Origin of the sequence: Methanosarcina sediminis (assembly GCF_052056915.1) — an archaeon.
Taxonomy (GTDB): Archaea; Halobacteriota; Methanosarcinia; order Methanosarcinales; family Methanosarcinaceae; genus MTP4.
In genome coordinates, this window is sequence record NZ_CP195119.1 from 2,165,869 (window position 1) to 2,180,472 (window position 14,604).

General features: G+C 49.7%; 13 protein-coding genes. 3 read left to right on the forward strand and 10 right to left on the reverse strand.

Annotated elements, in window-relative coordinates:
- Nucleotides 1-445 precede the first annotated feature (445 nt).
- The 7 genes from ACSAZK_RS09300 to ACSAZK_RS09330 form a co-directional block, all read right to left on the reverse strand.
- Nucleotides 446-1,876: a nucleotide sugar dehydrogenase gene (locus tag ACSAZK_RS09300; RefSeq protein WP_440953892.1), complete on the reverse strand. Its 1,431-nt coding sequence runs from the start codon at nt 1,874-1,876 to the stop codon at nt 446-448.
- A 35-nt stretch (nt 1,877-1,911) separates the two neighbouring features.
- A complete protein-coding gene (locus tag ACSAZK_RS09305) occupies nt 1,912-2,844 on the reverse strand; it encodes a UDP-N-acetylglucosamine 3-dehydrogenase (protein WP_440953893.1) in 933 nt (310 codons plus the stop codon).
- 234 nt (nt 2,845-3,078) lie between these two features.
- Nucleotides 3,079-4,161: a DegT/DnrJ/EryC1/StrS family aminotransferase gene (locus tag ACSAZK_RS09310; protein ID WP_440953894.1), complete on the reverse strand. Its 1,083-nt coding sequence runs from the start codon at nt 4,159-4,161 to the stop codon at nt 3,079-3,081.
- Nucleotides 4,162-4,448: 287 nt separating this feature from the next.
- Complete coding sequence (locus ACSAZK_RS09315) at nt 4,449-5,117, reverse strand: DapH/DapD/GlmU-related protein (RefSeq protein WP_440953895.1); 669 nt, start codon at nt 5,115-5,117, stop codon at nt 4,449-4,451.
- 270 nt (nt 5,118-5,387) lie between these two features.
- A complete protein-coding gene (locus ACSAZK_RS09320) occupies nt 5,388-6,356 on the reverse strand; it encodes an NAD-dependent epimerase/dehydratase family protein (RefSeq protein ID WP_440953896.1) in 969 nt (322 codons plus the stop codon).
- Between the two features lie 428 nt (nt 6,357-6,784).
- Nucleotides 6,785-7,705: a lysostaphin resistance A-like protein gene (locus ACSAZK_RS09325; RefSeq protein ID WP_440953897.1), complete on the reverse strand. Its 921-nt coding sequence runs from the start codon at nt 7,703-7,705 to the stop codon at nt 6,785-6,787.
- A 2-nt stretch (nt 7,706-7,707) separates the two neighbouring features.
- Entirely contained in the window at nt 7,708-8,565 is an 858-nt protein-coding gene (locus ACSAZK_RS09330; RefSeq protein WP_440956985.1) for a DUF1616 domain-containing protein, read from the reverse strand.
- 674 nt (nt 8,566-9,239) lie between these two features.
- Here ACSAZK_RS09330 and ACSAZK_RS09335 point away from each other — a divergent pair.
- Nucleotides 9,240-10,136 (forward strand): NAD-dependent epimerase/dehydratase family protein, encoded by an 897-nt coding sequence (locus tag ACSAZK_RS09335; RefSeq protein WP_440953898.1) that lies wholly within the window; start codon nt 9,240-9,242, stop codon nt 10,134-10,136.
- Between the two features lie 44 nt (nt 10,137-10,180).
- Here the strand turns inward: ACSAZK_RS09335 and ACSAZK_RS09340 are convergent, their stop codons facing one another.
- Nucleotides 10,181-10,369, reverse strand: coding sequence for a hypothetical protein (locus ACSAZK_RS09340; protein ID WP_440953899.1), 189 nt, complete (start codon nt 10,367-10,369; stop codon nt 10,181-10,183).
- A gap of 339 nt (nt 10,370-10,708) precedes the next feature.
- Here ACSAZK_RS09340 and guaA point away from each other — a divergent pair, with 339 nt between their 5' ends.
- Both guaA and ACSAZK_RS09350 read left to right on the forward strand, forming a co-directional pair.
- The gene (guaA, locus tag ACSAZK_RS09345) at nt 10,709-11,623 is read left to right on the forward strand and encodes a glutamine-hydrolyzing GMP synthase (protein ID WP_048177132.1); all 915 of its coding nucleotides are present in this window, start codon (nt 10,709-10,711) and stop codon (nt 11,621-11,623) included.
- An 83-nt stretch (nt 11,624-11,706) separates the two neighbouring features.
- Nucleotides 11,707-12,747 (forward strand): archaeosine biosynthesis radical SAM protein RaSEA, encoded by a 1,041-nt coding sequence (locus tag ACSAZK_RS09350; protein ID WP_440953900.1) that lies wholly within the window; start codon nt 11,707-11,709, stop codon nt 12,745-12,747.
- A gap of 195 nt (nt 12,748-12,942) precedes the next feature.
- Here ACSAZK_RS09350 and argB read toward each other — a convergent pair whose 3' ends face one another.
- Both argB and ACSAZK_RS09360 read right to left on the reverse strand, forming a co-directional pair.
- Complete coding sequence (gene argB / locus ACSAZK_RS09355) at nt 12,943-13,839, reverse strand: acetylglutamate kinase (RefSeq protein WP_440953901.1); 897 nt, start codon at nt 13,837-13,839, stop codon at nt 12,943-12,945.
- Between the two features lie 439 nt (nt 13,840-14,278).
- A complete protein-coding gene (locus ACSAZK_RS09360; protein ID WP_440953902.1) occupies nt 14,279-14,563 on the reverse strand; it encodes a non-histone chromosomal MC1 family protein in 285 nt (94 codons plus the stop codon).
- Nucleotides 14,564-14,604: the final 41 nt, after the last annotated feature.

Genomic DNA, 14,604 nt, shown 5'->3' on the forward strand with positions numbered 1-14,604 from the left:
AGGTGAACGGAAAAATAAGCACTGGGATAAGGGAATAAACGCTGCTCGGTTTTTCATCCCAGTTATAGTGAATCCAGGAATTAATTACACTTTTCAAGACCAATTATAGTTAATGACCCAAATTCCTTTCACAATCTCAAGTGAAGGTTTAACCACAGAAAACACGGAAAACACGGAATAAAGGAAATAGGGGCACAGTCCTTCCGTGCTTTCAGTGTCTTCCGTGGTTATATGGAAGTGTAAATATTTACGTTTGGGACTATAAAGAAGCGAAGCAAACCGGACCCCGTGTTTCAGAAGCAGAACACGGCTAGCGTAAATCGGTTGGCGCAAATATGCCAGTTGAAAATAAAAAAGTAAGGATGTAGGGAAGTGCCCTTAATACCTGCAAAAAATAAAAGACAGGAGATTCAGGATTATTAATGATTATTACACAGTTTCACGTTCATCCCTTTATCTCGTGCCCGTTCTTATCTCCCCTTCCGATTCCCTTATACACAAAACCCTTTTCAATAAACTCGGCCGGCTCAACAACATTCCTTCCGTCCACAATGACCGGGTTTTCCTTCCCGCTAAGCTCTTTGAGCCAATCGGCCTTCACATTAAAGTACGCACTGTGCCCCGTAAAAACAACCACGACATCCGCACCTCTGACAACCTCTTCCAGGTCAGCCGAAATCTCAACGTCCGGGTAATTTACGACATAAGGGTCGTGGACCCTCACTTCTGCTCCGGCTTGCAGGCAAAGGTCCCTGTAGGGTTCGGAGGGGGCGTTCCTGGCATCGTCGGAGTCGTTTATGAAAGCCCAGCCGAGCATGGCAATCTTTGCCCCCTCAACCGTTTTCCCAATCCGCTCAAGGGCTGCAGCGGTCAGGTTGTACATGTGAACAGGCATGAAGTCGTTGACCTTCCGGGCAAGCACATAGATGGAATCCGCACCTTCGGGATAGTCCAGCTGCCCTTCCCCGATCTTTACACCTCTTTCCAGGTGGTAAGTATCCTTGGTAAGGCAGTGCCCCCCAACCCCGGCCCCGGGCCAGAGGATGGCTCGCGTAATTCCCTCACCTTTCAGGCTGTCCACGCCGGTCCTGACGTCGTAGACGTTTATGCCCATGGCTTCACAGTAGAGGGCGAGCTGGTTGATGGCTGCAATCTGCAGGTCCCGAAAAGTGTTTTCTGCGGTCTTGGTAACTTCGGCAGCAGTGGCAGACATAGGGATTACTTTTCCGACCGTGAGGACAGGGGAATAAAGCTCAACTGCCCGCTTCGTGCTGGCCTCATCAATCCCTCCCACTATCCGGTCATGTTCCCTGATATTTTTAAGGAGCCTCCCCACCATGACCCTTTCGGGAGCATGGGCAAGGGCAAAGTCTTCCCCCGCTTTTAACCCGGATTCCTCTTCAAGGATCTGCTTTGCCATGCCTTCGGTTGTGCCTGGGGTAATGGTGGACTCCAGGACAACGAGCATGCCGGGTTTCAGGTATTTCCCGACGTTTCTGATGCCTTCAATAAGGGCACTGAAATCAGGAGTCAGGTCTTTCGGGTTGGCAAAGGGGGTCTGGATTGAAAGGGTAACGGCGTCCAGTTCGGAGATCCTCGAAAAATCGGGAGTGCACTCGAACTTCCCGGCACCTGTTACTTTACCGATCAGCTCTTCCAGGCCTGGCTCTTCACCTTTGAGAGGGCTTTCTCCCCGGTTGAGCATATCGATTTTGTAGCCTGAGGACTTCGAGTTTCTCTGGAACCCCAGGACTCTGTCAAAACAGGAGGCGTCTGCGAAAAGGACGGCTGCAGGGATACCGACGTAGCCCATGCCGAGGACTCCGACCTTTTTTATCGGACCGCGGGCTTCGAGGAGAGTTTTAAGTTTGCTCATGAGTACCACTTCAATAAGGACAGCATTTCGGACTTTCAAATCTTGATCAGTTTTTCTTCTTCATATGAGCGGATGGCTGCCATGGCTACTTCCAGGGCATGTTTGCCGTCTTCACCACAGGTTTTTGGGGCTTTGCCCGTGGAAGCGCATTCTATGAAGTGTTCCAGTTCGTTTTTAAGAGGTTCGCTTTCCACCACTTTAGCCTGCCGGATCCAGCCGTTGTCGTGGATTTCTACGGTCTGGTCGATGTAGTCCAGGTAAGCGACGCCGTTAACGCCTATGGCTGTTAGCCTCCTTACTTTGTGAGGGGTTAGCCAGTTTGTTTCCACGACCCCTGCGAATTCGTGGTCCAGGCGGAGGATGATTGAGGCATGGTCTTCAAAAGAATGGATGTCCGCACCTGCCACGGAGTAGACGTGGTTTACTCTCTTGCCGTAGAGGTACGAAATGATGTCAATGTCGTGGACCCCGATGTCCAGGATCACGCCAACGTCACGGATCCTGGGGTTATAGGGGCCGACCCTCCGGGTGGAGATGGAAACGACCTTGCCCAGGACCCCGGACTCCATGATTTCCTTGAGTTTGATAACCGCAGGGTTGAACCTCTCGATATGGCCAACCATCAGGATCTTTCCCGCCTTCTCTGCGGCCTCGATCATCAGGTCTGCGTTTTCTATACTGTCTGCGATAGGTTTTTCCACAAGGACGTGGAGGCCTGCTTCCAGGGCGTCAAGGACGACCTGCTTGTGCAGCTTGGTCGGGACAACGACACTGACCGCATCAAGACCTTCGGCAAACATTTCTTTGTAATCCGTAAAGGGTTTCGTGTCAAACTGGGCAGCCATGGCGTCCACCCGTTCAAAGTCAACGTCCGAGATCCCGGCAAGTTCTACACCTTCCATTTCACTGTAGATCCTGACGTGGTTCTGGCCCATGGCTCCAGTGCCTATTACTCCTACTCTGATCAAGGTTCTCACTTCCCAAATTGCGCATCGGGATCAGAAAAATCTATGATTTTTCTTTTAGTTGCGATGTAATCGCAACAGCACGGGGTCCGTTTCGCTCGCGTTGCTCGCTCAAGCGGACTAAAAACGCCATATCAATCATAAATTGCGTATCCCCGTTGTTCTTTCTCCCGTTTGCTTCCGTGCTTTAAATCTTCGTTCGAAACTAGTTTAAGAATTAGATGTCTGACTATATTGTTATTCCTTAGCGTAAAACTCTTTGACGGCAGCGATAATCTGCTGCACATCGGGTTCTGTGACGCCGGGGTGAACCGGCAGGGAAAGGACTTCTTCTGCTGCCTTTTCGGAAACCGGCAGGCAGTCTTTGTATCCGAGTTCCAGGTAGAGAGGCTGTTTGTGAATGGGCATCGGGTAGTGGATACCTGTCCCGATTTCTTTCTCTCTCAGGAATGCAGCAAGTTCGTCGCGCTTTTCAGCCCTGACGGTGTACTGGTGGAAAGCGTGGGTGCAGCCGGCTTTTATCCCGGGGATTGAAACGCCCGAAACTCCCTTGAGCCCGGCTGAGAGCAGTTCTGCGTTTTTCTGCCTGCAGGTGATGAACCCGTCGAGTTTTCCTAGCTGCACAAGCCCGATTGCGGCTGCAATGTCGGTCATCCGCAGATTGAAGCCCAGGCATTCATGCAGGTAGCGGGTGTGGGAACCGTGGGCCCGGATCATCCTTGCCTTTTCCGCAACTTCCCGGTCATTTGTGGTAAGCATCCCGCCTTCACTGGTAGTCATGTTCTTGGTAGGGTAGAAACTGAATGCCCCTGTCCCGAAAGCCCCCACCCTCTTCCCGGAATAAGCGGCTCCGTGCGCCTGGCAGGCGTCTTCCAGGACGGCCAGGTTGTGGTCCTCGGCAAGCTCCATGATGGCTTTCATCCCTGCAGGGTGCCCGTAAAGGTGGACCGGCATAATGGCTTTTGTTCTCGAAGTGATTTTTTCCCGGATTTTTTCCGGGTCTATATTATATGTATCCGGCTCAATGTCCGCAAATACCGGCTTTGCCCCTGTGTAGAGGATGCTGTTTGCGGTTGCAATGAAGCTAAAAGAAGTTGTTATTACCTCATCCCCCACTCCTATCCCGTGGGCTAAAAGAGCGGCATGGAGGGCAGCAGTGCCCGAGTTTACAGCAACTGCATACTCACACCCGGTGTACTCTGCAAAAGCAGATTCGAATTCTTCAACCTTCGGGCCCTGGGCAATCATACCCGATTTCAGGACATCGGTTACTGCGTTAATTTCTTCCGGACCTAACAGCGGTTTTGCAACTGGGATCATGGTGGATCTTCTTTTTGTGTTTAAATTTATTCTGTGCCTTTTAAGACCTTGTTCGAATTCATGTCTTTTAAGACCTTGTTCGAATCTCAGTAGATCTGGTTCTTTAAGACCTTATTCAAATCTCATTAAATCTGTTTTTTAAGACCTTGTTCGAATCTCAGTAGATCTGGTTCTTTAAGACCTTGTTCGAATCTCATTAAATCTGTTTTTTAAGACCTTATTCGAATCTCAGTAGATCTGGTTCTTTAAGACCTTATTCGGATCTTACAGATCTTATTCCGATTTATTTAGATCTTGTTCAGTTCTTTCAAATCTTCCGGCAGGTCAAGAATTTTTGCAGGGACTCCGGCTGCCAGTTTCCATGGAGGGAGATCCTTCGTAACAAGAGCCCCTCCCGCCACCATAGCGCCCTCCCCTATTTCAACACCCGGAAGAAGAGTTGCATTTGCACCTATTGATGCCCCTTTCCGGAGGACAGGGCCTTTGAGAGGGTACTCTTTCCTTATAGGATATTTATCATTTGCAAGTACGGCACAGGGCCCGATAAAGACGTTATCTTCGATAGTCACATTAGTTGGAATGTAAACATTTCCCTGGATGCTCACATTATCCCCGATCCTGACGTTGCCATCGATAATGACGTTTGTCCCTATGAGTACGTTGTTTCCGATGCCGGTATTTTCCCTGATCATCACGTTATGGCCTGTTTTGAAATTCTTCCCGGCCCTCACCCTGGAAAAGATTGTACTCCCCGCCCTTACGATCGAATCCGGACCTATTGTGCAGCCGGGAAAATCGTAGTCTTCGATTTCCAGGCCCTGTTTCAGGATTTCCATCAGGATTTTGTGCTCGGGATATCCCAGAATCACGTTTTCCAGGATAATTGTTCCTTCACCGACTGTTGAAGAGCCGTATACTTTTGAAGAATTGTGGATTCTAAACCCGCTCGAATTCATTTCTTCCCCCATTTTATTTCAGATATACTTCAGAATATATGCTTCAGAACAATATGTTTCAAATGCTGTTCACCGGAAACTGTTTTACGGAAGCTGTTTACCATAAAATGTGCATCAAATGGCTGATTTGAGAATTTTATCCGTGCGCACCTGGCCGGCTTCCAGGAATGATTTTGATTTTTATGGCCCCCTGGCTTTCCCGGCCTGGCGTGTTTGTAAATATTTTTAGTTCCGGGCTAATTACTCTGTATAATTATTTAAATTATTTGATTATTTTTCACAAAGCAGTGCCCTCGCCGTCTCCCTCACACTCTCTTCCGAAGAATATCCAGGCTTCCACCCTATTCCCTTCAGGTTCCCAATCCCGAGTCTCATCCTCGGGACATCTCCTTTCCAGCCCCTGCTCCCGCCGGTGTAGGTAAACTCGACATCCGAAAGCTCCAGTTCCTCCGCAACAATCTCCCCTATCCGGGTAGCACTGATGGTATCCTCTGACCCGACATTGAAGATGTTGACTTCTTCGGTACTATTTTCAATGGCAAAAAGGATCGATTCCACGCATTCCGAGACGTGCAGATAGGATTTTTCCTGCTTCCCGTCCCCCAGGACCTCAAGCCGGGCCGGGTTTTCCCGCAATTTGCGGATAAAGTCCACGGTAATCCCGTGAGTGCTTCTCGGGCCGACTATATTTGCAAACCTGAATACCCAGGCCTGCATGTCGAAGGTGTGGGTATAAGAAGTGATAAGGGCTTCGCAGGCAAGTTTGGAGGCCCCGTAAAGGGAGATAGGGATGAGAGGGCCGTAGTCTTCAGGAGTAGGCATGACTTTTGCATCTCCGTAGACAGTGGAAGTCGAAGTAAAAGCTATTTTTCCAACGCCGGTTTTCCGCATGGCTTCCAGGAGCTTGTAAGTTGCAAAGATGTTCTGGTCGAAGTGGACTTTCGTATCCGAAACTCCGAGTTTTACATCCGGGTTTGCAGCTACGTGGAAGACGAAATCTATGCCTGAAAGAGCCCTTTCGAGCTGCTTTGTGTCAAGCATGTCTCCACTTATAAGTTCAAAATTCGGTTTATTAAGGTGCTGCTCGATAAAACCCATGCTTCCCGAGCTGAAGTTATCCAGCACCACCACCTCATTTCCATCCTCCACCAGGCGATCCACCAGATGGCTCCCTATAAAACCAGCCCCGCCCGTCACCAGGACTTTGCCCGCGAACGGGTTTTTTTCACCAAATGCCATAAAATCCCTTCATATTATTTTTATATATGAATTTTTTTATATGAAATATTTCTCCTGACCTACTGTAATAGACCAGGATGCACTTAATTATTCACAAAATATAACTTATCAACTACCCAAATTTTTATCTGGATACACTTTATATTTATTTAAGTGATTTGGTTTTATTCATATCAGGCAGCCCCGCCTCCAAACCCCCCGCAAAATAGATCCGCGCCCGGAAAAACGAGGGTAAAAAGCACCATAAATGTATTTGCTGCCGAGCCGCAAAGCGACCGGTATAAATGCCAGCCTCTTTTTTAAGTCCGCTTGAGGGAGCAAAGCGACCGAAACGGACCGCGCACTGCCGAGCCGCAACTCGGCTGGCGCAACTCGGCTGGCGCAACTCGGCTGGTACAGCACAGCCTTTCGAATTGGAACATGCCCGTTTACAGTCCCATCAGGGGAAAAATCCCGAAAACGAAGATATTCATAAAGCCGTGGATAAGAACCACAAGGGTAAGGTCCCCTGTCCTGTAGTAGAGCTGGCCTATGAAAACTCCCACGAAGATGGCGTAAAGGATCTCAGTGAGACTGCCGTAACCTGCATGCATGAGTCCGAAGAGAAGACTTGCAACGAGGATGCCTGCGGCAGGGCCCAGGAACGACTCGAGCCTTGTCTGGAGAAGACCCCTGAAGATGAGTTCTTCGATTAGCCCGACGAAGAAGATCATCACGATTGCGAGGCTCAGGAGGCTTGCAAGGCTCAGGTCCGGGATAAGAGCATCTCTTACACTTACCTGGAGTATGGTATACTCCCCATAGCCAAGAACCGCGCCCATGGAGACGGCTAAGGGGAAGAAGAGCCAGAGCCTCCTCAAAGTCAGGCCCATCTGTTCAAGGGTAAACTCCTGGTATACGGCAATAATTGCTACCGGGATTGCCATGGGGGCGTAGATGAAAGCCAGGGCATAGAGTGTATCTTCAAAAAAGACAGGTGTTGCGAGGTTGACCAGACGGAGGATCGGGAGGAGCATCAGGATCTGGTAGGTCCGCTGTATCTCACGGTCCTTGATGAGCGCAATGCACACTACCAAGGTTATAAGGAGCAGGGTGTGCGCCATTATGGCTTCATCCAGACTCCCCTCGTAGATCATCAGTTCGGCAAAAGCGACAATCAGTAACGGGATAGCTTCAAGAACTCCCCTGTGCCGGGGCAAGGCGTTTTCAGGCTCCTCCTGGACTTCGCTATTTTCACTCACTTTTTTCCCCAACTCCCTTTTCCTTTCGAATTGATCTATTTCGTTCAGGAAAGATGCGGAGTTCCTTTCATGTTCATAAGTCTCGTCTACCAGTTCCGGGCTTGCCATGTTCAGGCCTCCTCAGCCTTTTCACTTACGTTTATCCAGAGACGCAGTTCCCGGTATGGGACTTCCTTTTCAGTATCGTTGAAGAGAAGGAACTCAAGTTTCATGTCCGTCCCTTCGAAAGGCGGCGTGATTTCTAGAGTTTCTTCCCAGCTCTCGTTATGGGCCAGGCTGATATATTTCATGTTTTCGGGAAGGTCCAGGGACCTGTTATCAAGCCGGGTGTCCATCGCATAGTTTACTGTCCGGTACTCATGGTTTACAATCCCCACAATGACAGTCCCGTCTTCACCAAGCACGTACTCTGTAGGGTAGTTGCTTGCCATACCCTCTGGCCCCAGTATATAGAATTCCGTAAAGTGCTCGTACTCTTTCGGCACCACAGCAGCATAGGTAAGGGTCCCCAACGATGCAAGAATGGAAAAGACCATGAGCACCATGAGGATTTTCTCTACTGTTGTTTCCGGTTTTTTCAGGATTTCGTCCTTCAGGTCAAGAGCCACAGCCCTGAAAGACAACACAAGAACTTCTTCCCCGGGAAGGTTCCGCCTCCGGTAGTATGCAACCCCGCACATGAGGAGCGTAAAAACCGAAAGGCTCACAATTATGGGCATGAGCCTTATCCCCCAGGCCGTATAGTTCAGCCAGAGCCCCATCATTGGCACGACTGCAATGCTCAGCCCTAAGGAAAGGACAACCCTCTCGATCCAGTCCAGGTCTTCTTTTCCTGGAAAGAGCGCTGCCACCAGCGTGTACCCCGGCAAAAAGAGCACCATGGGTATCCCCAACACCACCCTGATAAAACTCCCGTTAAGCCCCGGCGTCAGCACGAAGATATCTGTCAGGAGTACAAGACCTGCCACCAGCAGCAAGTCCAAAGGAAATCGTTTATTTCCGGCCATTTTCCCTCTGAGAATAATTTTTTAATCACTTTCTTCTTTCCACACCTGATGTATCAAGTAAGTCCTATTGAATGAGTTCTTAATTTTGAAATGGAATCCTTGTACTCCGGTCCGGTTACGGTTTCAATTTATTTGTTAGCTGGATACCGGAGGATATGCAGTGTGGTATCCGGGTCGGGTCTCAAAAAAGATCCCAATCCAGTCCCTAAAAGCTTGTGTTCCGGTCCCCGAAAAGCTTATACCCAAGGCTCTGAAAAGCTTGTATTCCGGTCCCCGAAAAGCTTATACTCAAAGCTCTGAAGCTTGTATTCCGGTCCCCGAAAAGCCTATACCCAAGGCTCTCGAAAACTTGCACTCCAGGCTCCTAAAAGAACCCACTCCAAGATCCGATTACCATTTATAATGAAAAATTCCCCCTGGGCTTCTTCAAGTTTTTAACTTCCCCATACTCATATTGTTCCTTTCTATGAAAAGTTTTTCCCTTTTTAAAAGAGTCTTTAGAGAGTCTGCATAAATTCGAACAGATTCAAAGAACGGATTTGAAGAACAGGTGTAAATACGGAATGAAAATGTATCCCGGAACTTTCCGACTCACACGGAAAATTTTATGTTTTTTCCCCCCTTCTCTAAAAACCATGAATATACTTGTTACAGGCGGGGCAGGGTTCATCGGCTCCCATATTGCCAAATATTTTGCGGATGAAGGGCACAGAGTCCGGGTTTTTGACAACCTGGCAACCGGCTTCCTGCAAAACGTCCCTGCACACAAAAACATCGAATTCCTCGAAGGGAATATCTGTGACCCCTCCGCCGTGTCAAAAGCTGTTTCCGGCATGGACTATGTCTTTCATGAGGCGGCCCTGGTCTCCGTCCCCTTAAGCTGTGAAAAACCTGCCGAAGCCTTCAGGACAAACACCCTCGGGACCCTGAACGTGCTCCAGGCCTGCGTAGAAGCCGGAGTCGAGAAGTTCGTGACCGCCTCCTCGGCGGCGATCTACGGAAACAACCCCGCCCTCCCCAAGCGCGAGGACATGTACCCTGAACCTGCCTCCCCTTACGCGATCTCCAAGCTGGACGGGGAGTACCTTGCCCGGATGTTTTACGAGGACTACGGGCTTCGGACCACCTGCCTGCGCTACTTCAACGTCTACGGCCCCCGTCAGGACCCGAAATCCCCCTATGCAGCGGCAATCCCCATCTTCCTGGAAAGGGCAAAAGCAGGAAAAGACCTTACGATTTACGGAGACGGGCTCCAGACCCGGGACTTCGTCCACGTAAAAGACGTTGTCCGGGCAAACGCCGCAGCCCTGGAACACGGGGACGGGGAAGTCTTCAACGTTGCCCTGGGAAAGAGCATAACCATCCTTGAACTTGCAGAAACCATCCTGGATCTCACCGGCTCCTCGGGAAAAATAGTCCATGCCGACCCCCGTGCAGGGGATGTCCGTGACTCCCGCGCCGACGTTTCAAAGATTTCTGGCTGGTGGAAAGGCGAGCTCAAGCTCAGGGAAGGCCTCGAGGGAATGCTTTAAGGGCCTGCATATCAAAGGTGTGGGAATACAAGGTTACCAAGGGCTCACAGGTAAGTTTGGACGCCCCGTAAAGGGAAATCGAGATGGGGGGTGTAGTTTTTCAAGGTTGCCATAACTTTTGTTTCCCCGTAGACGGTGGTAGTGGAGGTAAACGCAAGCTTTCGGCCCCTCTGCCTGCGCATGGCTTCCGGAAGCTTATAGGTTGCCGGGTTGTTCTGGTCAAAGTGAACCATGGTTGAAACTCCCTGTTTTACATCCGGGTTTGCAGCCGCGTAGAAATGCACCTGCGAAAGAATGCGGGATTACCGATTCAAAGGGGGTACCACGCAAGACCTTCTAACATTTAAGTGTCTCAAAATGTCACTATATAATAGTGGACCATCCACCTACTATACCTTTAAATATCAAAACCCCCATGCACTGACACATATATCCAACTAAAACATAATCAAATCCTAATAATTCTATTAGCTTTCACCAATCACGGTTATTATTCAACGGAAATCAATTCGAAGTCTAATTCAAGGTAACTAATCCGAAGGAATAAAAGTACCATTCAAAGGAGCATTTCGATGGTAAAAACCGAGAAATTCATTCCAAAGGCAATTGATAGGATCAAAAACGAAATCGAGGGGAGGGCGATAATTGCTCTTTCCGGCGGCGTGGACAGTTCGGTCTGTGCGGAGCTGGCTTACAGGGCAATCGGGGAGAAGCTGCACCCCATCTATATAGATACCGGGCTCATGAGGAAAGGGGAGACCGAAAGGATCGCCCACATCTTTTCCCACATGAACCTGCACATCGTGTTTGCGAAGGACAGGTTCCTGGGAGCTCTCAAGGGGATCACAGATCCCGAGGAGAAAAGAAAAGCAATCGGAGAGACTTTCATCCGGGTCTTCGAAGAGGAAGCAAAGGAGCTGCAGGCTGAGTACCTGATCCAGGGCACCATCTACCCGGACAGGATCGAGTCCGAGGGCGGGATCAAGTCCCATCACAACGTGGGTGGACTGCCTTCAGTAGTTGATTTCAAGAAAATTGTGGAACCTATTGACGACCTTTACAAGGACGAGGTAAGGGAAGTTGCCTGGGCGCTTGAAATGCCAGAGGAAATCTGCGAGAGGATGCCTTTCCCGGGTCCGGGACTGGCTGTGCGCGTGCTCGGGGAAGTTACCGAAGAGAAGCTCGAAGCTACCCGTGAGGCAAACGCCATTGTAGAAGAAGAACTTCTGGACCGGTTCTGCCCCTGGCAGACCTATGCCGCATTGATCGGTAAAGGGACCGGGGTCAAGGGCGACATCCGGGCCTACGGCTGGATCATGGCAGTCAGGGCTGTCGGGTCCCGGGACGGGATGACCGCAGAAGCGCTGGAACTGCCCTGGGACGTCCTGAGGCACATCCAGTCCAGGATCACCTCCGAGATCCCGAGCGTGGTCAGGGTTGTCTACGACATCACGCCAAAACCGCCTGCGACCATTGAGTTCGAATAAAGCCGGAAAAGGCTTCAAACAATCTTTTTCTTTTTTTTGAAAAGTATTCGACAAACCTAGCTTTAAAGCGAGTTTTCACAACCATGTCCCTGAATAAAGCAGTACTCGATATCCGGCAGCGGATAAAGGTCAGGCCTTCCCCAACAGACGTGCCGGCGGCAAGCTGGACAGGAAGCGACCTGGTAAACGGTGTAGAGACAAAGACCCTGACGATGATTTTCAAGACCGCAGGGTGCCGCTGGGGAAAAGCCGGAGGGTGCACCATGTGCGGCTATGTCTACGACTGCGCAAGCGAACCCCCTACCCTGGAAGACTATAAGGCCCAGCTTGAAAAAGCGATGAAAAAAGCCGAAAAGTTTCCGGAGCTCATGATCAAGATCTTCACCTCAGGAAGTTTCCTGGATGACCAGGAAGTCCCCCTCGAAGCGCGGCACATAATCCTCGAAGCCCTGGCAGCTGACCCCCGTGTGGTCAAGGTGCTCGTGGAAACCCGCCCCGGCTTCGTAAGCGACGAAAACGTGCAGGATTGCCTCGGCATTATGAGAGAAAAGCCCTTCGAACTTGCCTTTGGTCTTGAGACCAGTTCCGACAGGATCAGGAAAGACTCCATCAACAAAGGTTTCAGTTTCAGGGACTTCGTCCGCGCCGCCGAGATAGCAAAAAAGCACGGGGTAACCGTAAAAACCTACCTCATGCTAAAACCCCTCTTCCTCTCCGAAAAACAGGCCATGGAAGACATCCTCCGCTCCATCGACGACGCTGCTCCCTATTCGGACACCATCTCCATCAACCTCTGTAACGTCCAGAAAGGAACTCTGGTCGAGTCCCTCTGGGAAAAAGGCCAGTACCGCCCCCCCTGGCTCTGGAGCATCGTAAAAATCCTGAAGCAGGCAAAAGCAGCCCATCCTGACCTTCCCATGATGTCCGACCCCGTCGGCGCAGGCTCAAAACGTGGCCCTCACAACTGCAAAATATGCAGCAGAGATGTCGCAGACGAGATAAGGGAATTCTCCCTGACCCAGGACCCCGCAGACCTCAAAAAAGTCGACTGCGGATGCAAAGAGCTCTGGAAAAAAGTACTCGAAATAGAGGACTTTACGTACGGGACGCCGATTTTAGAGTGACAGAAAAAAAGAAAAATTAATTGGCAGAAAAATAATCGGAAAAACAAAAAGTAAGAACAGGAGAGGGTTCATCCCCCTTATTTAAAGAAAGGGAAGCCGGCACCTTGTCATCATAAACAGGTCGGCATACCTTCCGTCCTTTATTATTGAATACTTCTTCTTCCCGCCGAACTTTTTAGTCGAACTTTTATTTTCTTATGGCTCAAAGCCAGGCCCGTAGATCATTGTCCCGACTCCGCCGTCTGTGAAGAGTTCGAGAAGCATGGAATGAGAAACACTACCGTTTATAATGTGAGCCCTCTCGACCCCGCTTTTTACGGCCACAGCCGCTCCTTTGATTTTCGGAATCATGCCCCCCCGGATAATTCCTTCGCTGATAAGGGGATCGACATCATCCAGCGTGATGCGGGAGATACGGCTTTCGAGATCGTTCATGTCCCTGAGGAGCCCGGAGACGTCGGTCATGAGGATTAGTTTTTTGGCACTGAGAGCTGCGGCAATGTCTCCTGCAACAGTATCGGCGTTGATGTTCAGGGCGTTGCCTGCCACGTCCACGGCAATCGGGGAGATTACAGGGATATAGCCCTTTTCAAGCACAATCCGGAGGATTTCAGGATTGATGACCTCGCTCTCTCCCACCCAGCCGATATCAACCTCGGTTTCCACGCCTTCAACCATAACCTTCTGAACGGCTTTCTTGCGGGCGAGAATCATTCTCCCGTCGTGGCCCGTTAGCCCTATACCCTTGCCCCCGGCCTTCCCTATAAGGGAAATCATTTTCGTGTTGATGTTGCCCACCAGGACCATGCGGGCGATTTCCAGGGTCTCGTCATCCGTTATGCGAAGCCCCTCCACAAATTCGGCTTTCTTCCCCATGCGCGTCATCTTTTCCGTGATCTCAGGGCCGCCCCCGTGCACGATCACCGGCTTGATCCCCACAAAACGCAGGAGCACGATATCCTTGATGATGTCTTCCATGACCTGTACGTTGACCATGGCATTTCCACCAACCTTGATGACCATGACCGAGTCATAGAACTCCTGCATATAAGGCAGGGCCTCGATAAGCACATTCTCTCGCTTCAGTGACATGACCTAGGAATCAGAAGTTCTGCTATTAAACCTATCGTTAAAAGAAACCCCAAACCCCAGGGTATTGAAGAAAAAAGATTCAAAGAACCATAAAGATCCTCCGGGCGCTCAAAAAAGATTTATAGGATAAGGAATCCGAGAAGAGCAGAATTGCATTTAGAGAACAAAACTTCACACATAAAGAGAGGAATATTCTTTAGAGAACAGAACTTCATTTAAAAAACCAGAACTGCATTTAGAGAACAAAGCTTCACACATAAAGAGAGGAATTTTCTTTAGAGAACAGAACGTCGTATAAAGAGGAATTTCCTTTAAAGGTTCTGAAATAAACGATCCCGGAAAGTTTTGAAAAATAAAGTCCCTTCCAGGAAAATGAATATATAAATATTGGAAAGAAAAAGAAATAACCCCTATTTGCAGGGGCTGTGACAAATGCAATTTACTCGAGCTTTTCAATCCTTTCTTTCTTGACAAAGGGCTTGCTGATTTTCTCGGGCATCCAGTCAGGCCTGTTCTTGGGGGCTTCGACGTCTTCCTTCCATGCCTTGAAAACGTGCACCTTCTTTGTCCCGCGTTCCCTGAGGCGGATGATTTCCGGCTTCTTCTTTGTGCCGGCACCACGGTTCGCAGCCTTGAGAGCAGCCTGCCGAGGCTGTTTTCCGGTGAATACTCCGTGCTCATTGCCAGCTTCGTCTCGTAAAACAAAATTTCTTGTGTTGGACATAAAGGTCACCTCGCAAATTGTATTGCTAGACACTGATTAAG

Bases quoted from the DNA above. Each gene is read 5' to 3' on its own strand.
- ACSAZK_RS09325 (WP_440953897.1), bottom strand. From the start codon at position 7,705: ATGGCAAGCCCGGAACTGGTAGACGAGACTTATGAACATGAAAGGAAC.
- ACSAZK_RS09315 (WP_440953895.1), bottom strand. From the start codon at position 5,117: ATGAATTCGAGCGGGTTTAGAATCCACAATTCTTCAAAAGTATACGGC.
- guaA (WP_048177132.1), top strand. From the start codon at position 10,709: ATGGTAAAAACCGAGAAATTCATTCCAAAGGCAATTGATAGGATCAAA.
- ACSAZK_RS09350 (WP_440953900.1), top strand. From the start codon at position 11,707: ATGTCCCTGAATAAAGCAGTACTCGATATCCGGCAGCGGATAAAGGTC.
- ACSAZK_RS09320 (WP_440953896.1), bottom strand. From the start codon at position 6,356: ATGGCATTTGGTGAAAAAAACCCGTTCGCGGGCAAAGTCCTGGTGACG.
- ACSAZK_RS09310 (WP_440953894.1), bottom strand. From the start codon at position 4,161: ATGATCCCAGTTGCAAAACCGCTGTTAGGTCCGGAAGAAATTAACGCA.
- argB (WP_440953901.1), bottom strand. From the start codon at position 13,839: ATGTCACTGAAGCGAGAGAATGTGCTTATCGAGGCCCTGCCTTATATG.
- ACSAZK_RS09360 (WP_440953902.1), bottom strand. From the start codon at position 14,563: ATGTCCAACACAAGAAATTTTGTTTTACGAGACGAAGCTGGCAATGAG.
- ACSAZK_RS09335 (WP_440953898.1), top strand. From the start codon at position 9,240: ATGAATATACTTGTTACAGGCGGGGCAGGGTTCATCGGCTCCCATATT.
- ACSAZK_RS09340 (WP_440953899.1), bottom strand. From the start codon at position 10,369: ATGGTTCACTTTGACCAGAACAACCCGGCAACCTATAAGCTTCCGGAA.
- ACSAZK_RS09300 (WP_440953892.1), bottom strand. From the start codon at position 1,876: ATGAGCAAACTTAAAACTCTCCTCGAAGCCCGCGGTCCGATAAAAAAG.